This window comes from Dysgonomonas sp. GY75 (assembly GCF_015234155.1).
In the GTDB taxonomy this organism is placed as follows: Bacteria; Bacteroidota; Bacteroidia; order Bacteroidales; family Dysgonomonadaceae; genus Dysgonomonas; species Dysgonomonas gadei.
The window spans coordinates 310,942-330,963 of record NZ_JADCLQ010000003.1 but is presented as its reverse complement, the minus strand read 5'-3'; the positions used below and the strand labels follow the sequence as shown (position 1 = coordinate 330,963).

The window sequence follows — 20,022 nt, the reverse complement described above, 5'->3', positions numbered from 1 at the left end:
CAAAACGAACCAAAAGGCTAGCGCTCCGCTCCTCGGCGACCCAAAACCGTTTCGTCGGCTGAATCAAACAAACGGGCTATCGCCCCGTTTGATTCTACGCCGTCTGCAACGGATTGGGTACCCCGCCTGCGTCACTAATGCGCAAGGGCTGACGCACGCGGAGCTAAAGCCTGAAAAGACACAGTCCTGTCGCCGCATCGCGATAACGGCCTCATTCCGCAGGCAGGGTACCCAATCCGTAAAGCGGAGGTGTAGGGCAAAATAGGGTAGCTGCTATACACGGCTGATAATCCAACTAAAAATGATTTCGTATTATTTTGCCCCACCGCAGCTGCGGTTTTGGGTCGCCGGAGGGATGCAGCCTTGATTTTTTGTTTCGTTTTGCATCAAGGCAAAATGAAAAACAAGCCGATAGGCGCGTTAGAAAAAATAGAACATATAAATAAGCCAATACATATTTTATAAAACTTAAATAATTGATGCCATGAAAAACATGTTGAAAATATTTTTTACTTTATGCTTGCTGACCGTCTGTTCTATGCAGGTATTCTCTCAGTCAGGTTATAAAAATCCTATCCTAAGGGGATTTAATCCCGATCCCAGTATTTGCCGGGTGAACGATGATTTTTATATGGTTACCTCTTCTTTCGAGTATTTCCCGGGTTTGCCCATTTATCATAGCAAAGACCTTGTTAACTGGCAGCAGATAGGGCATTGCCTTACCCGTGATTCGCAACTTCCGTTATATAAGGCACCAGCTTCGGGAGGGCTGTTTGCACCGTCTTTGCGTTATCACGATGGGCTGTTCTATGTAATATGCACAAACGTGTCGGGCGGAGGTAATTTCTTTTGTACGGCGACTGATCCTGCCGGCCCGTGGAGCGAGCCTACATGGGTAGATATAAAAAGTATCGACCCCGATATCTTTTGGGACGAAGATGGTAAAACTTATTTCGTCACACAAGGTGATGAAGGTATCAGAGTGACAGAAGTAGACCTGAAAACAGGAAAAGTGATCGGTTCCGAGCATCTTGTGTGGGGAGGTATCGGAGGACGTTTCCCAGAAGCTCCTCATATTTATAAGAAAGATGGGTTTTACTACCTGCTACTGGGCGAAGGCGGTACGGAATATATGCATAGTGCAACGATAGGACGCAGTAAAAATCTTCTTGGCCCTTACGAATCATGCCCACTAAATCCTATACTTACACATGCAAACAGGATAGGGCAGGGGAATCCGATACAGGGCGTAGGACATGCCGACCTGGTGCAAGCCAATGATGGCTCGTGGTGGATGGTATTCCTCGGATTCAGGGTTACGCAGGTATATTCCTATTATCATATACTCGGGCGGGAAACATTCCTTGCTCCTGTAGACTGGCCGAAAGGCGGGTGGCCACAGGTGAACGGGAATGGGACTGTTTCGCTGGGAATGAACGTACCTACATTGTCGTCGCATCCTTTCGAGAAAGCTCCGGTACGAACCAATTTTGATGAGGAAAAATTAGGCTTCGACTGGCAGTATCTACGCAATCCTATAAGGGAAAACTATTCTCTTACTGAAAGAAAAGGTCACTTAAGAGTCAGTGCATCACCATATACATTGAATGAAACCGAGGCTGTATCTTTCGTGGCGCGCAGGCAAACAGAACATGACTTCAGAGCAGAGACGCTTCTTGAATTTGAATCTTCTGCCGAAAATGAGGAAGCAGGAATCACACTTATCCAGAACAATACACACCATTACGATTTGTTCCTTAAAAAAGTAAAAGGACAGCATATCGTTCAATTGCGTGTACAGGTAGGTTCACTTTCTTATATAGCAGCCGAAAAAGTGCTTAAAGGCAATAAAGTGAGATTTAAAATTGAAGGTGCTCCGCAGCAATATTCATTCTTTTGTTCCGAAACAGAGAATGGAGATTATAATGAATTGGGAAAACTGGATACCCGCTATCTGAGCACCGAGGTTGCGGGAGGTTTCACCGGTGTAATGATAGGATTGTATGCTTCATCGAATGGTAAAGTCAGTAAGGCAAAAGTGTATTACGACTGGTTCGATTACCGGGTGAAAGAATAGACATATTCAAACGAAAAATAAAAGTGAGATTCTGTAATTGTTGAATCTCACCTTTATTTTTCAAAACAAACCGGCTGTTTTCTCTATCCACATATCAGCCATTCGTTTATGGGCGGCGGCAGTAGGATGTATACCGTCCCAAAGCCAATAAGTTGCCGGAACATTCGGATATCTGACTAATAAGTCGCCGTATAATTTATCGAACGGAACAAGGACTGCATTATAGTCCGATGCAATCTTTTCTATAATCTCGCTGCATTCACCAAGTAGTTGATGGCGTAAATTCCACGCCCCCTGTTTATTCAGATTATCAGTTTCATAAGCAAAAGGTGTACATAATACGATTTTAAGATTCGGATTCTTTTCTAAAGATAAATCCAGAAGGTTACGGTATTTCGTATCCCAACCAGCCAGATCGAAGTCTTTATTTGTCCCATTGCTTAGATATCGGGCTATGTCATTAGTACCGATAAGAATGGATAATATATCCGGATTTATTTCCAGAGCATCGTCTTTCCATCGTTTTTCGAGGTCATCTAATGAGTTTCCGCTAATTCCTCTGTTATAAAATACATATCCCTGTTCCGGAAATGTTCCCATAAAGTAAGCTGCACATAAATACATATAGCCACTGCCGAAAATATGGTTTTGATCCCAATGATTACGTTCAGATGAGGGCTTTGCATCACCTCCGCCCCAGTTGCCATCAGTGATGGAGTCACCTATATATAGGAATTTTTTGTCTTTCCTTGCTATATCTTGGGCAGGAGTAGCATTTATTACTGTAAGGATTATAAGAATGGAAAGTATAGTCTTTTTCATAGCTGAATTTTACGGGTCTTGTATATCTGTTTATTTACTATGTAAATATAGTGATTTGTATAAAAAAGTTTGATAGGGAATGTCTGAAATATACTATGAACTTTGTACAGATATTATTGAGATGGTAAATCAAAAGAGATTACTTTGTGGGTAATCTCTTTATAAATTAAATATTAGATAATGTAGGTATCCCTTTTCTGTTATATCTCAACTCTTTCTCTTTCTTTTTATCCAAATATTTTTTTATCCTTGCTTTTCTGATAAGAATATTGACAGAGATGGCTATCGCACAATATATCAGGAATGGAACAACAATAAAATATGGTATATAACTTGTATATTCTCCAAAGTCAAAATCGCCCACAGCCAGAATCAGTAAATAAGAAAAGAAAACGATGTATGAAATCCTGTGTATTACCTTGTATTTCTCATATTTTTGCATAATAATCAAATTTTAATCTGTTATAAACTATAAGAAATTAGATTCTTAAAATAATTAGCAGTGAAGTCTTTTCATACGCACCCTTTCTTCTAAAAATATTTATATAATCTGTTTGGATAAACATAGACCTTAAAAAGCAGATTTCCAAATATTTTACATAATCTTTACAATTTCTGGGACCTTTATTGGATATTTTGATATAAATTGCAACCTGTTTTCGTCCTATTTAAAACAACTTCTTCTCCAAGAAGTAAAAAAACGATGATAAAATTTGTATTTAAAAAAAAGTTTATAACTTTGTGTTCACTTTTTGATATGAAATTATGACAAATTGCTTTTTACATGTCCTCATTCTTGATATTCTCCTCGTCGGCCAGAATAAATGAGAAAGGTGTGTATATTAGCTTGATAATATAAGGAATAAATAAAATATAGCCTTTCTCATTCTTGGGAAAGGCTTTTTTATAATATTCCGGATAATAAATAAACTAAAAAACAACTATAAGCCTGTGGTGATGAGCTAACGGCTAAATTAAGAAAGTTATGGGATTTGAATTAAGAAGTTCGACAAGTACACAAGGTAGACGCATGGCAGGAGCCAGAGCTCTATGGCGGGCAAACGGTATGAAGGAAGAACAGATGGGAAAACCATTAATTGCCATCGTAAATTCATTTACGCAGTTTGTACCGGGACATGTTCATCTACATGAAATAGGACAAAAGGTTAAAGCTGAAATAGAAGCGTTAGGTTGTTTCGCTGCCGAATTTAATACTATTGCTATCGATGATGGTATTGCGATGGGACATGATGGCATGCTCTATTCCCTCCCTTCGCGCGATTTGATAGCTGATAGCGTAGAATATATGGTAAACGCACATAAGGCCGATGCAATGATTTGTATCAGCAACTGCGACAAGATTACCCCCGGAATGCTGATGGCGGCCATGAGACTGAATATTCCTGCAATTTTTGTTTCAGGCGGACCGATGGAAGCAGGAAAGATGGATGGCCAACAGCTCGACCTGATAGATGCCATGATAAAGTCTGCCGATGATTCAGTTTCCGATAGGGAAGTAAGTTTAATAGAAAAAGCTGCTTGCCCTACTTGTGGTTCTTGTTCGGGTATGTTTACGGCAAATTCGATGAACTGCCTGAACGAAGCTATCGGATTAGCACTGCCCGGCAATGGTACTATCGTAGCCACACATGCCAACCGCATGCAATTGTTCAAAAATGCGGCAAAACAAATCGTTACCAATGCCTATCGTTACTACAGAGATGGAGACGAGTCGGTTCTCCCTCGTAAAATTGCAACAAAAACAGCTTTCCTTAATGCTATGACACTCGACATAGCTATGGGAGGTTCTACAAATACTATTCTTCACCTTTTAGCTATTGCTCAGGAAGCCGAAGTGGATTTCACAATGGATGATATTGATAAATTGTCCCGTAAAACACCTTGCCTCTGCAAAGTTGCTCCCAATACACAGAAATATCATATACAGGACGTAAACCGTGCAGGAGGTATTTTGGGCATAATGAAAGAACTGGATAGAGCTAAGTTGATAGATAGTTCTGTTTCAAGGGCAGATGGACTTACACTTGCCCAAGCAATTAGTAAATATGATATTACAAAAAATACAATTATAACCAGAGAGGCGGAGCTTACATACAAATCGGCTCCCGGTAATCGCTTTAATCTTGTAATGGGGTCTCAGGATAATTATTTTCCTACACTCGATATAGACAGGGAAGCGGGATGTATTCGTAATGTAGAACATGCCTATACCAAAGACGGAGGTCTTGCTATACTGAAGGGGAATATTGCACAGAACGGATGTGTAGTGAAAACAGCGGGGGTGGATGAAAGCATTTTCAAATTTAAGGGGACTGCAAAAGTATTTCATTCGCAGGATGCGGCATGTGAAGGTATTCTGAAAGGTGAAGTTGTTGCCGGAGATGTAGTCATCATTACATATGAAGGACCGAAAGGTGGACCTGGTATGCAGGAAATGTTATACCCGACGTCCTATATTAAATCTAAGCATTTGGGTAAAGAATGTGCTTTGATTACAGATGGACGGTTCTCCGGAGGTACATCCGGCTTGTCTATTGGTCACGTTTCACCCGAAGCTGCATCAGGCGGAGCCATAGGGCTGGTTCGTAGTGGCGATATCATAGAAATAGATATTCCTAAACGTTCCATTAATGTGAAGCTTTCTGATGCAGAACTGGAAGTACGACGACAGGAAGAATTGGCAAAAGGAAAGGATGCTTTTAAGCCAAATCGCGAGCGTTATGTATCCAAAGCACTGAAAGCCTATGCGAGCATGGTAAGTTCGGCTGATTTGGGAGCAATAAGAATTATCGAATAAGAGATCCGTAATAAAATATAGGAATGAATATTGTTCTTTGTATCGATAATAATTATATTATGCCTTGTGGTATAACAATGATTTCTATATTGGAGAATAACGGAGATTTACCTGTTACTTTTTATATAATAGGTATGGATCTTAGTGAAAAATCCAAAGATGAATTGTCTTTAGTGCTTTTTCGGTATCCGAATTCCTCGCTTTTCTTCTATGATATAAAGACAGAATTCCTGGAATCATATAATTTTTCGTTGTATGGTTTCGACCATTTGAGTCTTGCTTCATATTCGAGGCTTTTTATCGCTGATATACTTCCCCGAGATATAAATAAAGTACTATACCTGGATAGTGATATTATCGTATCTCAAAGTTTATCCGCACTATGGAATACTGATATAGATAATTATGCTGTTGCCGGAGTTCCCGATATGTATTGCACGTTTTACGCCAATGTTTTTGAGGTCTTTGGATATAGCGATTCATTTAAGTATGTCAATGCAGGCGTACTGTTGATAAATCTGAAATATTGGAGGGAACAAAACCTGATGGAGCATTTTATCAATTTCTATAATGAGAATCATGAACGGTTGCTCTACCATGATCAGGATATTATCAATGGAACTTTGTATGACTCTAAACTGGCATTGCCTATAAAATACAATGCTTTGGATTTTTACTTTTTCCGTATGAGGCACGATTTTTATCAATATCAGAACGAGATTGATGAGGCGATGAAAGCTCCGGTGATCATTCATTATACATCTCCGGATAAACCATGGATAATGACATGTGAGCATCCTTTGAAAAAGGAGTTTCTGAAGTATAAGAAATTGTCTCCCTGGAGAAAAGTCCCATTAATATGGAACAATAATGAATCGCTATCAAAAAAAATAAAATGTTATAAGAGGGCAGTTTTGTATGCCTTAGGATTGAAAGAGCCGAAAAAGTATTTAAGGGTGGTGAGGAACACCAAAGATTATGGATATGAATTCAAATAACGGCTTATATAATTTTGGATTAATTCAGTAAATGATAGAGTATAATATATATGATTATGGATACAAAAATAACAGGAAGTGAAGCCCTTATCCGTTCTTTGATAAATGAAGGGGTAGATACTATATTCGGATATCCGGGAGGTGCTATTATGCCCGTATTCGATTGCTTATACGATTTCAAAAAAGAGATAAATCATATTCTTGTTCGTCACGAACAGGGGGCAACGCACGCGGCGCAAGGTTATGCACGCACTTCGGGCAAAGTTGGAGTGGCTCTTGTGACATCCGGGCCCGGAGCCACGAACGCAGTTACAGGTATAGCCGATGCTATGCTCGATAGTACGCCTATGGTTGTAATATCCGGTCAGGTTGTTTCTTCCCTTTTGGGTAGTGACGCTTTTCAGGAAGCAGATGTTGTGGGTATCACCCAGCCTATTTCGAAATGGTCGTATCAGATACGCCGCCCCGAAGATATAGCTTGGGCAGTTGCAAGAGCATTTTATATAGCTTCTACAGGTCGCCCGGGTCCGGTAGTACTCGATATTACCAAAGATGCTCAGGCTGGAAAAGTCGAAAATTATGCATATAATAAGGAAATCTTTATTCGTAGTTATCAGCCAAAACCCGATGTTAAAGATGCTGAAATAGAAGCTGCAGTACAAATAATAAACGAAGCAAAGAAGCCTTTGGCTTTGGTAGGTCAGGGTGTTATTTTGGGAAATGCAGAAAAAGAACTCCTTGCTTTTCTTGAAAAATCAGGTGTTCCTGCTGCATCCACAGTATTGGGACTTTCGGCCATACCATCCGATCATCCGCAACATGTAGGAATGTTGGGTATGCATGGTAATATAGGGCCTAATCGTAAGACGAATGAGTGTGATGTGCTGATTGCCATCGGTATGCGTTTCGACGACCGTGTAACCGGAGATTTGAAGACATATGCCAAACAGGCAAAGATTATACACTTCGATATAGATAAGGCAGAAATAAATAAGAATGTGACTGTAACTGCCCGTGTATTGGGTGATGTAAAAGACTCTCTGCCCAAAGTTACAGAGAAACTTAAAGGGAATCGATTTCCGGAATGGCTGGCTGAGTTCAGGGCTTGCGACGATGAGGAATATAACTTTGTTATCAAAGATGAACTACATCCCGAATCAGGAAAACTGAAAATGGGAGAAGTTATAAATAAAGTATCGGAGGCTACGAATAATGATGCGGTACTTGTTACAGATGTAGGCCAGCACCAGATGATGGGTGTTCGCTATTTCAAATACAATCGTAGCCGTAGCGTGGTTACTTCCGGCGGACTGGGTACAATGGGGTTTGGGCTTCCGGCAGCTATCGGAGCTAAATACGGTGCACCGGACCGTACGGTATGTTTGTTCGTGGGCGATGGAGGTATACAAATGACTATACAGGAGCTAGGCACTATCATGCAAACAGGCATCGACGTTAAAATCGTAATTTTGAATAATCACTTTTTGGGAATGGTACGCCAGTGGCAGGAACTTTTCTTTGACGAACGGTATTCCGAAACAGTAATGAAAAATCCTGATTTTGTAAAAATAGCTGAGGCATATAATATTCCGGCTAAAAAGGTGGATACAAGAGAAGAACTGGATAAAGCTATAGCGGACATGCTGAGCCACAAAGGTTCTTATTTGCTGGATGTACAGGTTGAGGCTAAGGGTATGGTATATCCGATGGTTCCGGCCGGCACATGTGTGACAAATATATTATTGGGAAATGAATAATCAATTAGCAAATTCGGATATTAGCAAATTCGAAAATGAATAAGAGATATAACATTTGCTAATATGCTAATACGCTAATTTTCAAATTAAAAATTATGCAAGATAAAACATTATATACAGTAACCATTTTTTCGGAAAATACAGTCGGGCTGCTCAGTCAGGTAACCAGCGTATTTACCCGTCGCCAGCTGAATATAGAAACTCTTTCTGTATCGCCGTCAGCATTGAAAGGAATACACAAGTTTACGATCACTGTTTTCTGCGATGAAGAGATGATAAAGAAAGTTGTTCTGCAAGTTGATAAACGTGTCGATGTTCTGAAATCGTATTATAATACCAATGACGAGCTGATACATCAGGAGATTGCCCTTTATAAACTTTCCACTCCCGATTTTTTGAAAATAGAGTCGGTAGAAGGTCTTATCAGGAGATACAATGCGCGTATCCTCGATATCAATGAAAATAGTGTGGTTTTGGAGAAAACCGGACATTATCAGGAAACGCAGGATCTGTTTGAGGAATTGAGTAAAACGATAGGGGTATTACAGTTTATCCGTTCAGGGCGAGTGGCGATCACCAAATCCAAAATAGAGCGGCTTAGTGATATGCTGGCCGAATTGGATAAAAAATACGAAGTGGATAAGTAATGAGTTGTTAACAGATTTGAGTATTTTTACAAATCGTTATTAACTTAATACTAACTCATATACTTATAACATGATGACTCCTATTGGCCGATACGAATTCGGAATTGATGCGTACTTAACAGATTTCAGAGGGAAAGCTACATTGCCGATGATCGGCGGATTTATGCTTCAAGCAGCCACAAAGCATGCAGAAGAACGTGGATTCGGCTATTCAGCAATGACATCCCAGCAACGGGTTTGGGTGCTTTCCCGTATAGCAATTGAAGTATTTGAATATCCGAAAAACGATACGGTAATGGTGCTCAAAACATGGGTGGCCAGTGTTAACAGACTATTTACCGAACGGCATTTCTCATTTGAGGATGAACAAGGAAGAGAGATCGGCTTTGCAAAATCGCTTTGGGCATCTATTGATCTGGAGACCCGCAAACCGACGAATGTTTTGGAATTGGATGGATTGTCCGATTATATCGCCGAAAAGGAAAATCCGATAGAGGGAATGACTAAAATACCGGCATTGAAAGATGATTATGAGGTTGCCACTGATTTTGTCGTTAAATATAGCGATGTCGATATAAACAAACATCTGAATAGCATGAAATATATTGAACACTTTGTAGATGTATTCGATATTGACATGTTCAGAGAGAACGAAATTCGCCGTATAGAGATAAACTATATTTCGGAAGGCCGTTATGGAACAAAGCTCGATATTCTTAAGCGAACTGAGAAAGATAATATATTTGTACTTGAAATGAAAGACGGAGATATGACGGTCTGTTCTACGAGAATCATTTGGGATTAATGACATAATAATTATAATAAATAACAAGTTCTTTAATTAATTAAACAAAAACAAAAATGGCAGAAATGAATTTTGGCGGCGTTGTAGAACAAGTAGCCACCCGCGATGAATTTCCATTGGAAAAAGCAAGAGAAGTATTGAAAAATGAAACCATCGCAGTTATCGGTTACGGTGTACAAGGTCCGGGACAAGCATTGAATCTTCGCGATAATGGATTCAATGTAATCATTGGTCAACGCAAAGGTGGTAAAACATGGGAAAAAGCTATCGCTGACGGTTGGGTTCCGGGCGAAACTTTGTTCGATATTGAAGAAGCTGCCGAAAAAGGTACAATTATTCAATATCTGTTGTCAGATGCTGCACAGATAGAAGTATGGCCTCGTCTGAAACCATATCTGACAGCCGGTAAGGCTTTGTATTTCTCTCACGGATTCGGTATCACATATAAAGAGCGCACAGGTATTATCCCTCCGGCCGATGTGGATGTTATTCTTGTTGCTCCTAAAGGTTCGGGAACAAGCCTTCGCCGTATGTTCCTTGAAGGTCGTGGTTTGAACTCAAGTTATGCTATCTTCCAGGATGCGACAGGCCGTGCTAAAGAACGTGTAATCGCTCTTGGTATTGGTGTTGGTTCAGGATATTTGTTTGAGACAGATTTCAAACGTGAAGTATATTCTGACCTCACAGGTGAGCGTGGAACATTGATGGGTGCTATCCAAGGTATTCTGCTTGCTCAATATGAAGTACTACGCGAAAACGGACACTCTCCGTCAGAAGCATTTAACGAAACTGTAGAAGAGCTAACTCAGTCTCTGATGCCTTTATTTGCAGAAAAAGGTATGGACTGGATGTATGCAAACTGTTCTACTACAGCTCAGCGTGGTGCACTAGACTGGATGGGACCATTCCACGATGCGTCAAAACCTGTCTTTGAAAAATTATACAAAGAAGTAGCTTGTGGAAATGAAGCTCAACGCTCAATTGATACTAATTCAAAACCTGATTACCGTGAAAAACTGGAAGAAGAATTGAAAGCTCTTCGCGAAAGTGAAATGTGGAGAACGGGAGCAGTTGTAAGAAAATTGAGACCGGAGAATAATTAAGATAAACTATTCTATAATAAAAGGCTGAATTTATTAAAATTCAGCCTTTTTCTTTTATAGATAGAGTTACAATTTAATTAGAGAACTGGTGTAATGGCACCTGACGATAATATTGCAGCGCTTTTTTCCTTATCACAACTTCTTTTGCAACAATATCTTTATTTATGTAATCAGTCCATAGGGTGCTGATTTCATCACTTTGGATATTTACAGTATAATTTCCGAAACTGTTTAAAGTGTCTACTATTTTTCTAAACCGTTTGCGTTGATCTGTACATTCTATGCTGAATGTTGCTTGCTGATTGTTTGTCGCAAAGAATAGTAAAGTATCTGTATTTTCTTTTCGGACGTATTTAAACATCACGATCTCATTCAAAAGAGTGGAATAGATTACTTTATCTTTATGAATGACAGACAGGCTTGCACTGGAAATGTTAACCGTAAATGTTTTAACGAAAGCTTTTTTCAATAAGAGGACAACCGATAATATCAAGACCGGAATCACAATTATGAGGAGCGAGTCAATTCCATTATCAATCAGAGTATTAGAAAAGTAGATAATGGCTGATAAAAAAACTGAAAGTATCAATAATATACTGATAGTTAAAGCTTTTATATTAAACGTTTTAAGTTTAAATGATTTCATTAAAGTGGTGTTGTATTCCATATGTTACTAAGGATATATTCCTATTCAACATTCTATATTGCACTGCCCCAATATATCACGACCTATATCCATATAGGTTTTCCAATACCATTTTCTAAAACTAGAAAATCCCTCTTTTACCCAAATCTTTCTGTGTTAAAATATAACCTGGGCTTATATTTATTTGTCTCTAAGTAATTCATTTTATTCAAAATAAAAAGATTGTAAGCATATACAATTTCTCTTAAAATGACTAAAAATCGTTTACAAAAGTATGAAAGTTATTTATAAAATAAAAATTTTTCTAATCAAAAAACCTTTATTTGTATCATATATAAAAAGAAAGCATGTATCCGAGCCGGATACATGCCTTCTACAATTTTAATTTATATGATTTGTTAAATCGCATTGATTTCTTTCAAAACAACATTTGTTTTGTGAACAGCGGCAGCTGAAGCTTCGAATTTTTCTTTTTCATCAGCAGTCAGTTTCAGGTCAATAATTTTCTCCCAACCGTTCTTTCCCAAAACTACCGGAACGCCTATACATATATCATTTTGACCATATTCACCTTCTAATGTAACACAACAAGGAATTACTTTCTTCTGGTCATGAATGATAGATTCCACAACATATGCTCCTGCTGCTCCCGGTGCATACCATGCAGAAGTACCCAGTAAGCCGGTTAATGTTGCACCACCGACCATTGTATCGGCAACTACTTTATCCAGAACTTCTTTTGATAGGAATTCTGAAACCGGAATGCCTTTGTATGTGGCCAGACGTGTAACAGGAATCATTGTAGTGTCACCATGTCCACCGATTACCATACCTTCCACTTCATTAGGATTACAACCCAAGGCTTCGCTCAGATAGAATTTGAAGCGGGAACTGTCTAGTGCTCCACCCATACCTATAACGCGGTTTTTAGGCAGGCCTGTAACTTTAGACGCCAAATATGTCATTGTATCCATTGGGTTGGATATGATGACAAGGATAGCATTAGGTGAATATTTAAGGATGTTTTCAGCAACACTTTTTACGATACCGGCATTTACTCCGATAAGCTCTTCTCTGGTCATACCCGGCTTGCGTGGTATACCCGAAGTTATAACTACAACATCGGAATTAGCTGTAGCAGCATAATCATTAGTTACGCCTTTGATACGTGTGTCAAAACCCAGAAGTTGGGCTGTCTGGTTCATATCTATTGCTTTACCTTCCGAAACGCCTTCTTTTACATCCAGCATTACTACTTCATCTGCCACTTCGTTAAATGCAAGTACATTTGCACATGTAGCACCCACATTTCCGGCACCTACAACTGTTACTTTAGACATAATATTTCTTTTATAATAAATTAATAAATTGATTCCAAGATTTCAAATAGTCAAGCATATCCTATATATTATAGGTCTCATGTCATAAAAGACTAACAAATGTACATGCTTATTCTGATATAAAGAAGATTTTGGTCGTCAAAAATATCAGGAATTATTAAAAAAAGCGAAAGCCTTTTATCCTTTTGCTCAATATGCTGAAAACATCTATATTTGTAGTCGCTTAATATTTTAACATAATTATGAGCACGGAACAAAAGAACAATTCTAAGATATTATTAATTGTAATAATCCTGCTACTTGTAGCAATGGGTATAGCCGGATATTATATATTCAGTCAGAAGACACAGATAAGTGAGTTGCAGGAGGAGAGTAGCTTAAATAAACAGCAACTGGAAGATGAATATGAGAATCTCACCATGCAGTATGAAGGCTTTAAGCTGAATATCAAAAACGATTCTTTGCTGCAAAAGCTGACCAATGAGCAGGCTAAGGTTCAGAGATTGCTGGAAGAGTTGAAAACTGTAAAAGCGGATAATAAGGCTGAAATATCAAGATTGAATAATGAATTGGCCAGTTTGCGCAAAATTCTGAAATCATATATCGTTCAGATCGACTCTTTGAATCAGGCTAACGAACGCTTAAGAAAAGAGAAAAGTGAAATAACCAACAAATATCAGGAAGCTACCCGTACATTGAATGAAGTGTCGCAACAAAAGCAAAATCTGACTGAAAAAGTTACTTTGGCGGCTAAGCTTGATGCTACGGGTATCAGTGTACTGGCTACTAATAGTAAAGGTAAAGTGCAGAAAAAGATTAATAAAGTAGAACAACTGATAATAAACTTTACTGTTACCAAGAATATAACCGCCGAACCAGGAGAACGGACAATTTACCTGCGGATAATGAAACCGGATAATGATGTTCTGACTAAAAGCCGTACTAATGTTTTTCCATACGAAAACAAGGATATTAATTACTCGATAAAGAAGATCATTGAATATGGTGGTGAAGAGGTTGGAGTAACCATGTATTGGAATGTCGAAGAATACCTGATGCCGGGTACCTATCGGGTTGATATATTTGCAGATGGAAGTCGTATCGGAATGAAATCCTTTACTTTGGAAGATTAATGAAAATTATAGAAGTATGGAAGGATCATCTTTTTATTATCCAGTCTCTTGCCGACAGGATATGGCCTCCTACATTCGCAAATATTCTCACATCTGACCAGATCAGATACATGATGGATATGATGTACAGTACATCAGCTCTGGAGGAACAAATAGAGGTGTTAGGGCATCATTATCTTTTGGCAGAAGAGAATGGAGAGTATTTAGGCTATGTTTCTTATGAGTTCGATTATAAGGATGCTGATATAACAAAGATTCATAAGATATATGTACTGCCGTCTTTGCAGGGAAAAGGGGTAGGCCGTCTCTTTATTGATGCTGTCGGGAGGATAGCAAAGGAATATGGCAATGCAGAATTGTCATTGAATGTAAACCGCTTTAATAAAGCCATTGATTTCTACAAACGTTTGGGCTTTGAAGTGATTAAAAGCGAAGATATAGACATTGGTAATGGTTTCCTTATGGAAGATTACGTGATGAATAAAAAGATCTGAGCAGAACAATTTTTCCTCTCTATCTGTTTTTAATTCAACAAATAATATATGCTTGCTGAAGTAAATGCTGGGTTTCTCTCGTCTGGCGGACTACATTGTATTCATATATTTTTTGAACTAATAAAGATCTCATAATAATCATTTTATATCAGTTATTTCATTTTTTTACGAAACCGGCGAATTATGTTTCGAACTATTTCGATAAAAAATATGCCGGGATATAATATTTGTTAATAATTATGCTATATTTGCCATGTTAACTTTAATAACAAGAGCGATAAAATCATAAAACAAAGTAAGTATATCAGCATATATAGTAGATACTATCTGTTTTATCATAATTTTGTTGCATTTGTTAACAATCTGATAATACCGAATATTAATCAAAAAATTAATACGCATGAAGAAACTTTTAGCCCTATCTCTCATTTTATTTCCGTTGAGCCTGATGGCTAGTGAAGCAGACTTAAAAGTCCCTGATTTAGGAAGTGGTTATAACCTCCTGCTTTGGGGCCTTTTAATTCTGTTACTCGGCATTGCATTTGGCTTGGTGCAGTATTTTAATATAAAGAAGCTACCTGCACATCAATCGATGCTCAATGTATCGAAGACTATTTTTGAAACTTGTAAAACCTACCTGTTGCAGCAGGGCAAGTTTCTCTTCTATCTGTTGCTGATTATCTCGGCAGTAATGCTTATCTACTTCGGGTTTTTGTCCAATCCGGAAATAGTAGCAAAAGGGGAAGTTGGCAGAGCTACATTCCTTGCTTTTGTCCTCTTTTGGACAATATTGGGTATTCTCGGCTCATATGGTGTGGCCTGGTATGGTATCCGTATCAATACACTGGCCAATTCACGAACAGCATTTGCCTCATTGCGCAAACGTCCGTGGGATGTAGTAAATATCCCGCTTAAAGCCGGAATGAGTGTCGGTGTGATGCTTATTACGGTAGAGCTCATAATGATGCTTGTTATCCTCTTATTTGTTCCCGGGGATATGGCCGGGGCTTGCTTACTCGGATTTGCGATTGGTGAATCCCTCGGCGCATCCGCACTACGCATAGCAGGAGGTATCTTTACCAAGATAGCCGATATCGGGGCCGATCTGATGAAGATCGTATTCAATATTAAGGAAGATGATCCCCGTAACCCCGGCGTAATAGCAGACTGTACGGGAGATAATGCCGGCGATAGTGTAGGACCTACAGCCGATGGTTTCGAAACATACGGTGTGACAGGAGTTGCTCTGATCTCATTTATCATACTGGCGGTATTGAATGTCGAATATCAGGCGGCCTTTATAGTTTGGATATTCGTTATGCGTCTGATGATGTTATTTACGTCCATCCTGTCTTACTATATCAATCAGGGGATTGCTACTGCTAAATATAAGAACTCAATCAAGTTCGACTTCGAAGTACCTCTTACCGCCCTTATATGGATTACATCTGTTGTGTCTATTGCGGCAACATATATTGCCAGCTACTTCTTACTGAAAGAAATGCCTGATGGCTTATGGTGGAAACTAGCTTCTATTATCAGTTGCGGTACATTTGCCGCTGCTGTGATCCCTGAACTTACAAAGGCTTTTACCAGTTCATCGTCCCGCCATGTAAAAGAGGTGGTTACCGCTTCACGCGAAGGAGGAGCTTCGCTGAATATCCTTTCGGGTATGGTAGCCGGTAATTTCAGCGCATTCTGGAAAGGGCTTACAATAGCATTGCTGATGGCTGTTGCTTACTTTATCTCTACTCAGGAACTGGGAAGTATAATGTCTCACCCTTCTATCTTTGCCTTCGGTCTGGTAGCTTTCGGCTTGCTGGGTATGGGGCCGGTTACTATTGCTGTAGACAGCTATGGGCCTGTAACGGACAACGCACAATCGGTATTCGAGCTCTCCCGTATAGAACACTTACCCAACATATCGGCAGAAGTGAAGAAAGACTTTGGTTTCGAACCTGATTTCGAGAAGGGGAAAGAGTACCTGGAAGAAAATGATTCGGCCGGTAATACATTTAAGGCTACCGCCAAACCCGTACTTATCGGTACGGCCGTGATCGGGGCTACCACAATGATATTCTCAATTATTCTGGTGCTGGAAAAACTCGGATTGCTGAACATCGACCTTATTGCCGCTCCTGTACTACTGGGTTTCATCTGCGGAGGTTCCGTTGTCTACTGGTTCTCTGGCGCTTCTATGCAGGCTGTTACTACGGGTGCATACCGTGCAGTAGAGTATATAAAGAAGCATATCAATCTTAATAAGGAAGAGGCTGATATAGAGGATTCTAAAGCGGTTGTGAAGATCTGTACCCAGTATGCTCAGGTGGGTATGTGGAATATTTTCCTTGCCTTGTTATTCATCACTATGGCCTTTGCCTTTATCGATCCTAACTTCTTTGTAGCATATCTCATATCCATTGCTGTATTCGGCTTATTCCAGGCCATCTATATGGCAAACGCAGGAGGAGCATGGGATAATGCCAAGAAAATAGTCGAAGTGGAATTGAAGGAGCGTAATACCGACTTGCATGCTGCCACAGTAGTTGGCGACACTGTCGGCGACCCGTATAAAGACACATCGTCGGTTTCGTTGAATCCTATCATAAAATTCTCAACATTATTTGGATTGCTGGCTGTAGAGATTGCGATTGAGATTCCCGACTATTGCAAATGGATTGGATTGGTATTCCTTGCCGTGGCGTTAGTCTTTATTTACCGTTCATTTTATTCAATGAGAATTGTAAAGCAATAAATATAAGTGATGGAGAATGAAGGATAAGGATTTACCCTTCATTCTCCATTGGTTATTTTCAGTGCTTATAGTCCTCAGATAATACCCTCACTTCTGCTATTTTGGTTGTCACACTATTTGTTGCAGCCACGATTTTTACTTCGAGTATTTCCTTTCTTTTTTCACTTTCGGGAACAGGATATGTAGAAGTAAAGAGGTTATCTCCTCCATCACCGTTCAGACTCAGCGAAGCCACTTTCCGACCATTTACAAAAACGTCAAAATTGCGATTTTGGTCACGGTCAAAATATTTCAGATACAGGTAATTGGCATTCTTGCCGGCATTCTTCAACTGATAGCTGAACCAACCCCTTGCTTCACGCCAGTGTATGTCCTCGATAAAGCCTGTATTCGATTTATCGGATTGTATAAAGTGATCCGATTCGGGTTGTTGTTCCCCGCAGACTACTTTATCGGCTGTAATCCCATCCAGTTTGATTCTTTCCTTTTCTTCGTTTTCTATTTTCTGCTGTATTTCTTTCACTCCTTCGGCTGTTGCCTGTGGCCAGTAGATGATATAGCGCGACTCATGCAGGCGGAAGAATGGTATAAGTTCCAGTCCTGCCGTATATTTTTCGGGATAGAGCCCCGATAGATGGAACGTCAGGCGCTTTCCCTGTACAGGTTTTACCAAAGAAGCTATTTTATCCGGATCGCTGACGATAATCGGCATATCTTTCATCGGTATTTGCCTGCCGTGAGCAATGTGTCCGCCCCGGCTGTCGTCGGCAAACAATCCCGTCATATCTTCGGTTCCCGTCTTTGCGGCAAGGGTAACAGGGCCGTAGAAAATAGAGTAATAGTTCGATTTATCAGGCAATTGCTCTACCGTTATTCGCATAGGCATTTCCATTACTACCTTATCACCCTTTTTCCATTTACGGTCGATAGATATATAGCTTGCCGGATCTTGCGATGCCGGATAATCTTTACCATTCACAGTCACTTTCACTGCACCCTTTTCTACCCATGCCGGATAGCGTAGCTTTAAGGTGAAAGCAGTTGTTTTTTCAGGATTGATGGTCAATTGGGTTTTAGCTTCGTCAGGAAATACATTTTCCTGCATCACTTCCATATTTTTTTCTTTCCAATTTAATCTCGAAGGAATAAATAGGTTCACATACAATTCATTATCTGTATGGGCATAGATCATCTCTCCGTATTTGGCATGGTTTTCTATCCCTGAACCTACACAGCACCAGAAACTTGTCTGCGGCTGGGAATATACACGGTAGTGCCCCGGACGCATCTGGGTAAAATAAACAAATCCTCCCTGTTCCGGATTCTGGGTAGAAAGGATATGATTGTATAAAGCCCTTTCGTAATAGTCCATATACTTCTCATCCTGCGACGTTCGATAAAGCATTTTCGACAGGCGCAACATATTGTATGTATTACATGTTTCAGGGCCTTCGATACTCTTTATCACTCTCGAAAAATCATTCGTCGGGTTGAAATGTTCTCCCACACTGTTGCCTCCGATACTTACCGAACGATGTTCCACAACCGTTTCCCAGAAGAAGCGTGAAGCTTCCGACCACGATTCGTTACCTTCCACATCGGCTATGCGTTTAAATCCAAGCACCTTTGGTATTTGTGTATTGGCATGCATCCCGGTCAGTTTATCTTCATGGTTGAGCAGGGGATTAAGCACCAATTGATGTGAAAACTGATGCGCCAGTTTCAGGTATTTCTTATCGCCTGTTATCGCGGCTACATCGGCGAATGTCTCATTCAGTCCGCCATGTTCACTGCGAAGCATATCCTGTATCTGTTCTTCCGATAGTTTCGACACCAGATTGATCGCCCAATCGGTCATTTTTATCAGCATCTCCTTTGCCATATCGTTATTTGCATAGAGGTAAGCATCACGCAGCCCGGCATAGGTCTTATGGATATTATATAATGGAACCCATTTGCCGTTAAGGTCAAAACCTCCGGCTCTGATATTTCCGTTCGCCACTTCTTCCCAGATAGCTTTTCCTCCCGGAACACCCCCTATATAACCGTTGCCGTTGGCATCCTGACAACGTTTCAGTTCACTAACCATATAGTCGAGACGCTCTTTTATCTGTTTGTCGCCTGTCGAAGCATACATCAGCGACAATGCCGAGAGGTAATGGCCTCCGATGTGCCCGTCGAGTCCGGTATTTTCCCAGTTGGTATAGCTCTCGGCTTTAGGTGTCAGTCCGGATTCACGCAGGAAGGGGGACAAGAGCCTATCGGCTTTCAGTTCCAGCAGGTATTGTTTATCCAGGTCTTCCGCGTGCTTAAACGGGCTATCCAGCAATCTTACGTCCTTCAAACTAAAAGTTTCTACTTTTGGTTTCAACTGGGCATTCATACACAATGTGCTGACAATAAGCCCGGTAATGATATAAATTCTTTTCATTTTATGTTTTAACTAAATATTCCAGGAAACCTGTATTGAATTAACCTTTATTTGCTATATATTGTTAAAAAGTAACAGAAGTAACAGATATTTTAGCTATTAGCTGATAGCTTTTAGCCGTTAGCGGCGCGAAGCGACAAAACTCGTAATCTGTAACTTGCAACTTATTATCTTGTTTTCATTTATTAACCATGTT

General features: G+C 39.8%; 15 protein-coding genes. 10 read left to right on the top strand and 5 right to left on the bottom strand.

Annotation, left to right across the window (positions count from 1 at the left end):
- Nucleotides 1-484: 484 nt before the first annotated feature.
- Entirely contained in the window at nucleotides 485-2,077 is a 1,593-nt protein-coding gene (locus IR083_RS02430; protein WP_194223105.1) for a glycoside hydrolase family 43 protein, read from the top strand.
- A 60-nt stretch (nucleotides 2,078-2,137) separates the two neighbouring features.
- Here the strand turns inward: IR083_RS02430 and IR083_RS02425 are convergent, their stop codons facing one another.
- Nucleotides 2,138-2,899, bottom strand: coding sequence for an SGNH/GDSL hydrolase family protein (locus IR083_RS02425; RefSeq protein WP_006797808.1), 762 nt, complete (start codon nucleotides 2,897-2,899; stop codon nucleotides 2,138-2,140).
- Between the two features lie 166 nt (nucleotides 2,900-3,065).
- Nucleotides 3,066-3,341 (bottom strand): hypothetical protein, encoded by a 276-nt coding sequence (locus IR083_RS02420; RefSeq protein WP_006797809.1) that lies wholly within the window; start codon nucleotides 3,339-3,341, stop codon nucleotides 3,066-3,068.
- Nucleotides 3,342-3,884: 543 nt separating this feature from the next.
- Between IR083_RS02420 and ilvD the strand changes: the two genes are divergently transcribed.
- The 6 genes from ilvD (at nucleotide 3,885) to ilvC (ending at nucleotide 11,027) form a co-directional block, all read left to right on the top strand.
- Nucleotides 3,885-5,717, top strand: a complete 1,833-nt coding sequence (gene ilvD / locus IR083_RS02415) for a dihydroxy-acid dehydratase (RefSeq protein ID WP_194223104.1) — start codon at nucleotides 3,885-3,887, stop codon at nucleotides 5,715-5,717.
- 23 nt (nucleotides 5,718-5,740) lie between these two features.
- On the top strand, nucleotides 5,741-6,715 hold the full coding sequence (locus tag IR083_RS02410; protein ID WP_194223103.1) for a glycosyltransferase family 8 protein: 975 nt from the start codon (nucleotides 5,741-5,743) through the stop codon (nucleotides 6,713-6,715).
- A gap of 50 nt (nucleotides 6,716-6,765) precedes the next feature.
- Nucleotides 6,766-8,472, top strand: coding sequence for a biosynthetic-type acetolactate synthase large subunit (ilvB, locus tag IR083_RS02405; RefSeq protein WP_395858083.1), 1,707 nt, complete (start codon nucleotides 6,766-6,768; stop codon nucleotides 8,470-8,472).
- Between the two features lie 95 nt (nucleotides 8,473-8,567).
- On the top strand, nucleotides 8,568-9,119 hold the full coding sequence (gene ilvN, locus IR083_RS02400; RefSeq protein ID WP_006797813.1) for an acetolactate synthase small subunit: 552 nt from the start codon (nucleotides 8,568-8,570) through the stop codon (nucleotides 9,117-9,119).
- 70 nt (nucleotides 9,120-9,189) lie between these two features.
- Complete coding sequence (locus IR083_RS02395; protein WP_242052332.1) at nucleotides 9,190-9,924, top strand: acyl-[acyl-carrier-protein] thioesterase; 735 nt, start codon at nucleotides 9,190-9,192, stop codon at nucleotides 9,922-9,924.
- Nucleotides 9,925-9,980: 56 nt separating this feature from the next.
- Nucleotides 9,981-11,027, top strand: a complete 1,047-nt coding sequence (ilvC, locus tag IR083_RS02390) for a ketol-acid reductoisomerase (protein ID WP_006797815.1) — start codon at nucleotides 9,981-9,983, stop codon at nucleotides 11,025-11,027.
- A 73-nt stretch (nucleotides 11,028-11,100) separates the two neighbouring features.
- Here the strand turns inward: ilvC and IR083_RS02385 are convergent, their stop codons facing one another.
- On the bottom strand, nucleotides 11,101-11,673 hold the full coding sequence (locus tag IR083_RS02385; RefSeq protein WP_044215319.1) for a hypothetical protein: 573 nt from the start codon (nucleotides 11,671-11,673) through the stop codon (nucleotides 11,101-11,103).
- Between the two features lie 398 nt (nucleotides 11,674-12,071).
- Nucleotides 12,072-13,013, bottom strand: coding sequence for a malate dehydrogenase (mdh, locus tag IR083_RS02380; RefSeq protein WP_006797817.1), 942 nt, complete (start codon nucleotides 13,011-13,013; stop codon nucleotides 12,072-12,074).
- 242 nt (nucleotides 13,014-13,255) lie between these two features.
- Here mdh and IR083_RS02375 point away from each other — a divergent pair, with 242 nt between their 5' ends.
- The 3 genes from IR083_RS02375 to IR083_RS02365 all read left to right on the top strand — a co-directional run bounded on the left by IR083_RS02375 (nucleotide 13,256) and on the right by IR083_RS02365 (nucleotide 17,395).
- Complete coding sequence (locus IR083_RS02375) at nucleotides 13,256-14,146, top strand: hypothetical protein (RefSeq protein WP_006797818.1); 891 nt, start codon at nucleotides 13,256-13,258, stop codon at nucleotides 14,144-14,146.
- Nucleotides 14,146-14,640, top strand: a complete 495-nt coding sequence (locus tag IR083_RS02370; protein ID WP_006797819.1) for a GNAT family N-acetyltransferase — start codon at nucleotides 14,146-14,148, stop codon at nucleotides 14,638-14,640. Before IR083_RS02375 ends, IR083_RS02370 begins: the two co-directional genes overlap by 1 nt.
- Nucleotides 14,641-15,040: 400 nt before the next feature.
- Entirely contained in the window at nucleotides 15,041-17,395 is a 2,355-nt protein-coding gene (locus IR083_RS02365; RefSeq protein ID WP_194223102.1) for a sodium-translocating pyrophosphatase, read from the top strand.
- A gap of 58 nt (nucleotides 17,396-17,453) precedes the next feature.
- On the opposite strand, the gene IR083_RS02360 is transcribed toward IR083_RS02365, so the two are convergent.
- Complete coding sequence (locus tag IR083_RS02360; RefSeq protein WP_194223101.1) at nucleotides 17,454-19,826, bottom strand: glycoside hydrolase family 127 protein; 2,373 nt, start codon at nucleotides 19,824-19,826, stop codon at nucleotides 17,454-17,456.
- Nucleotides 19,827-20,022: the final 196 nt, after the last annotated feature.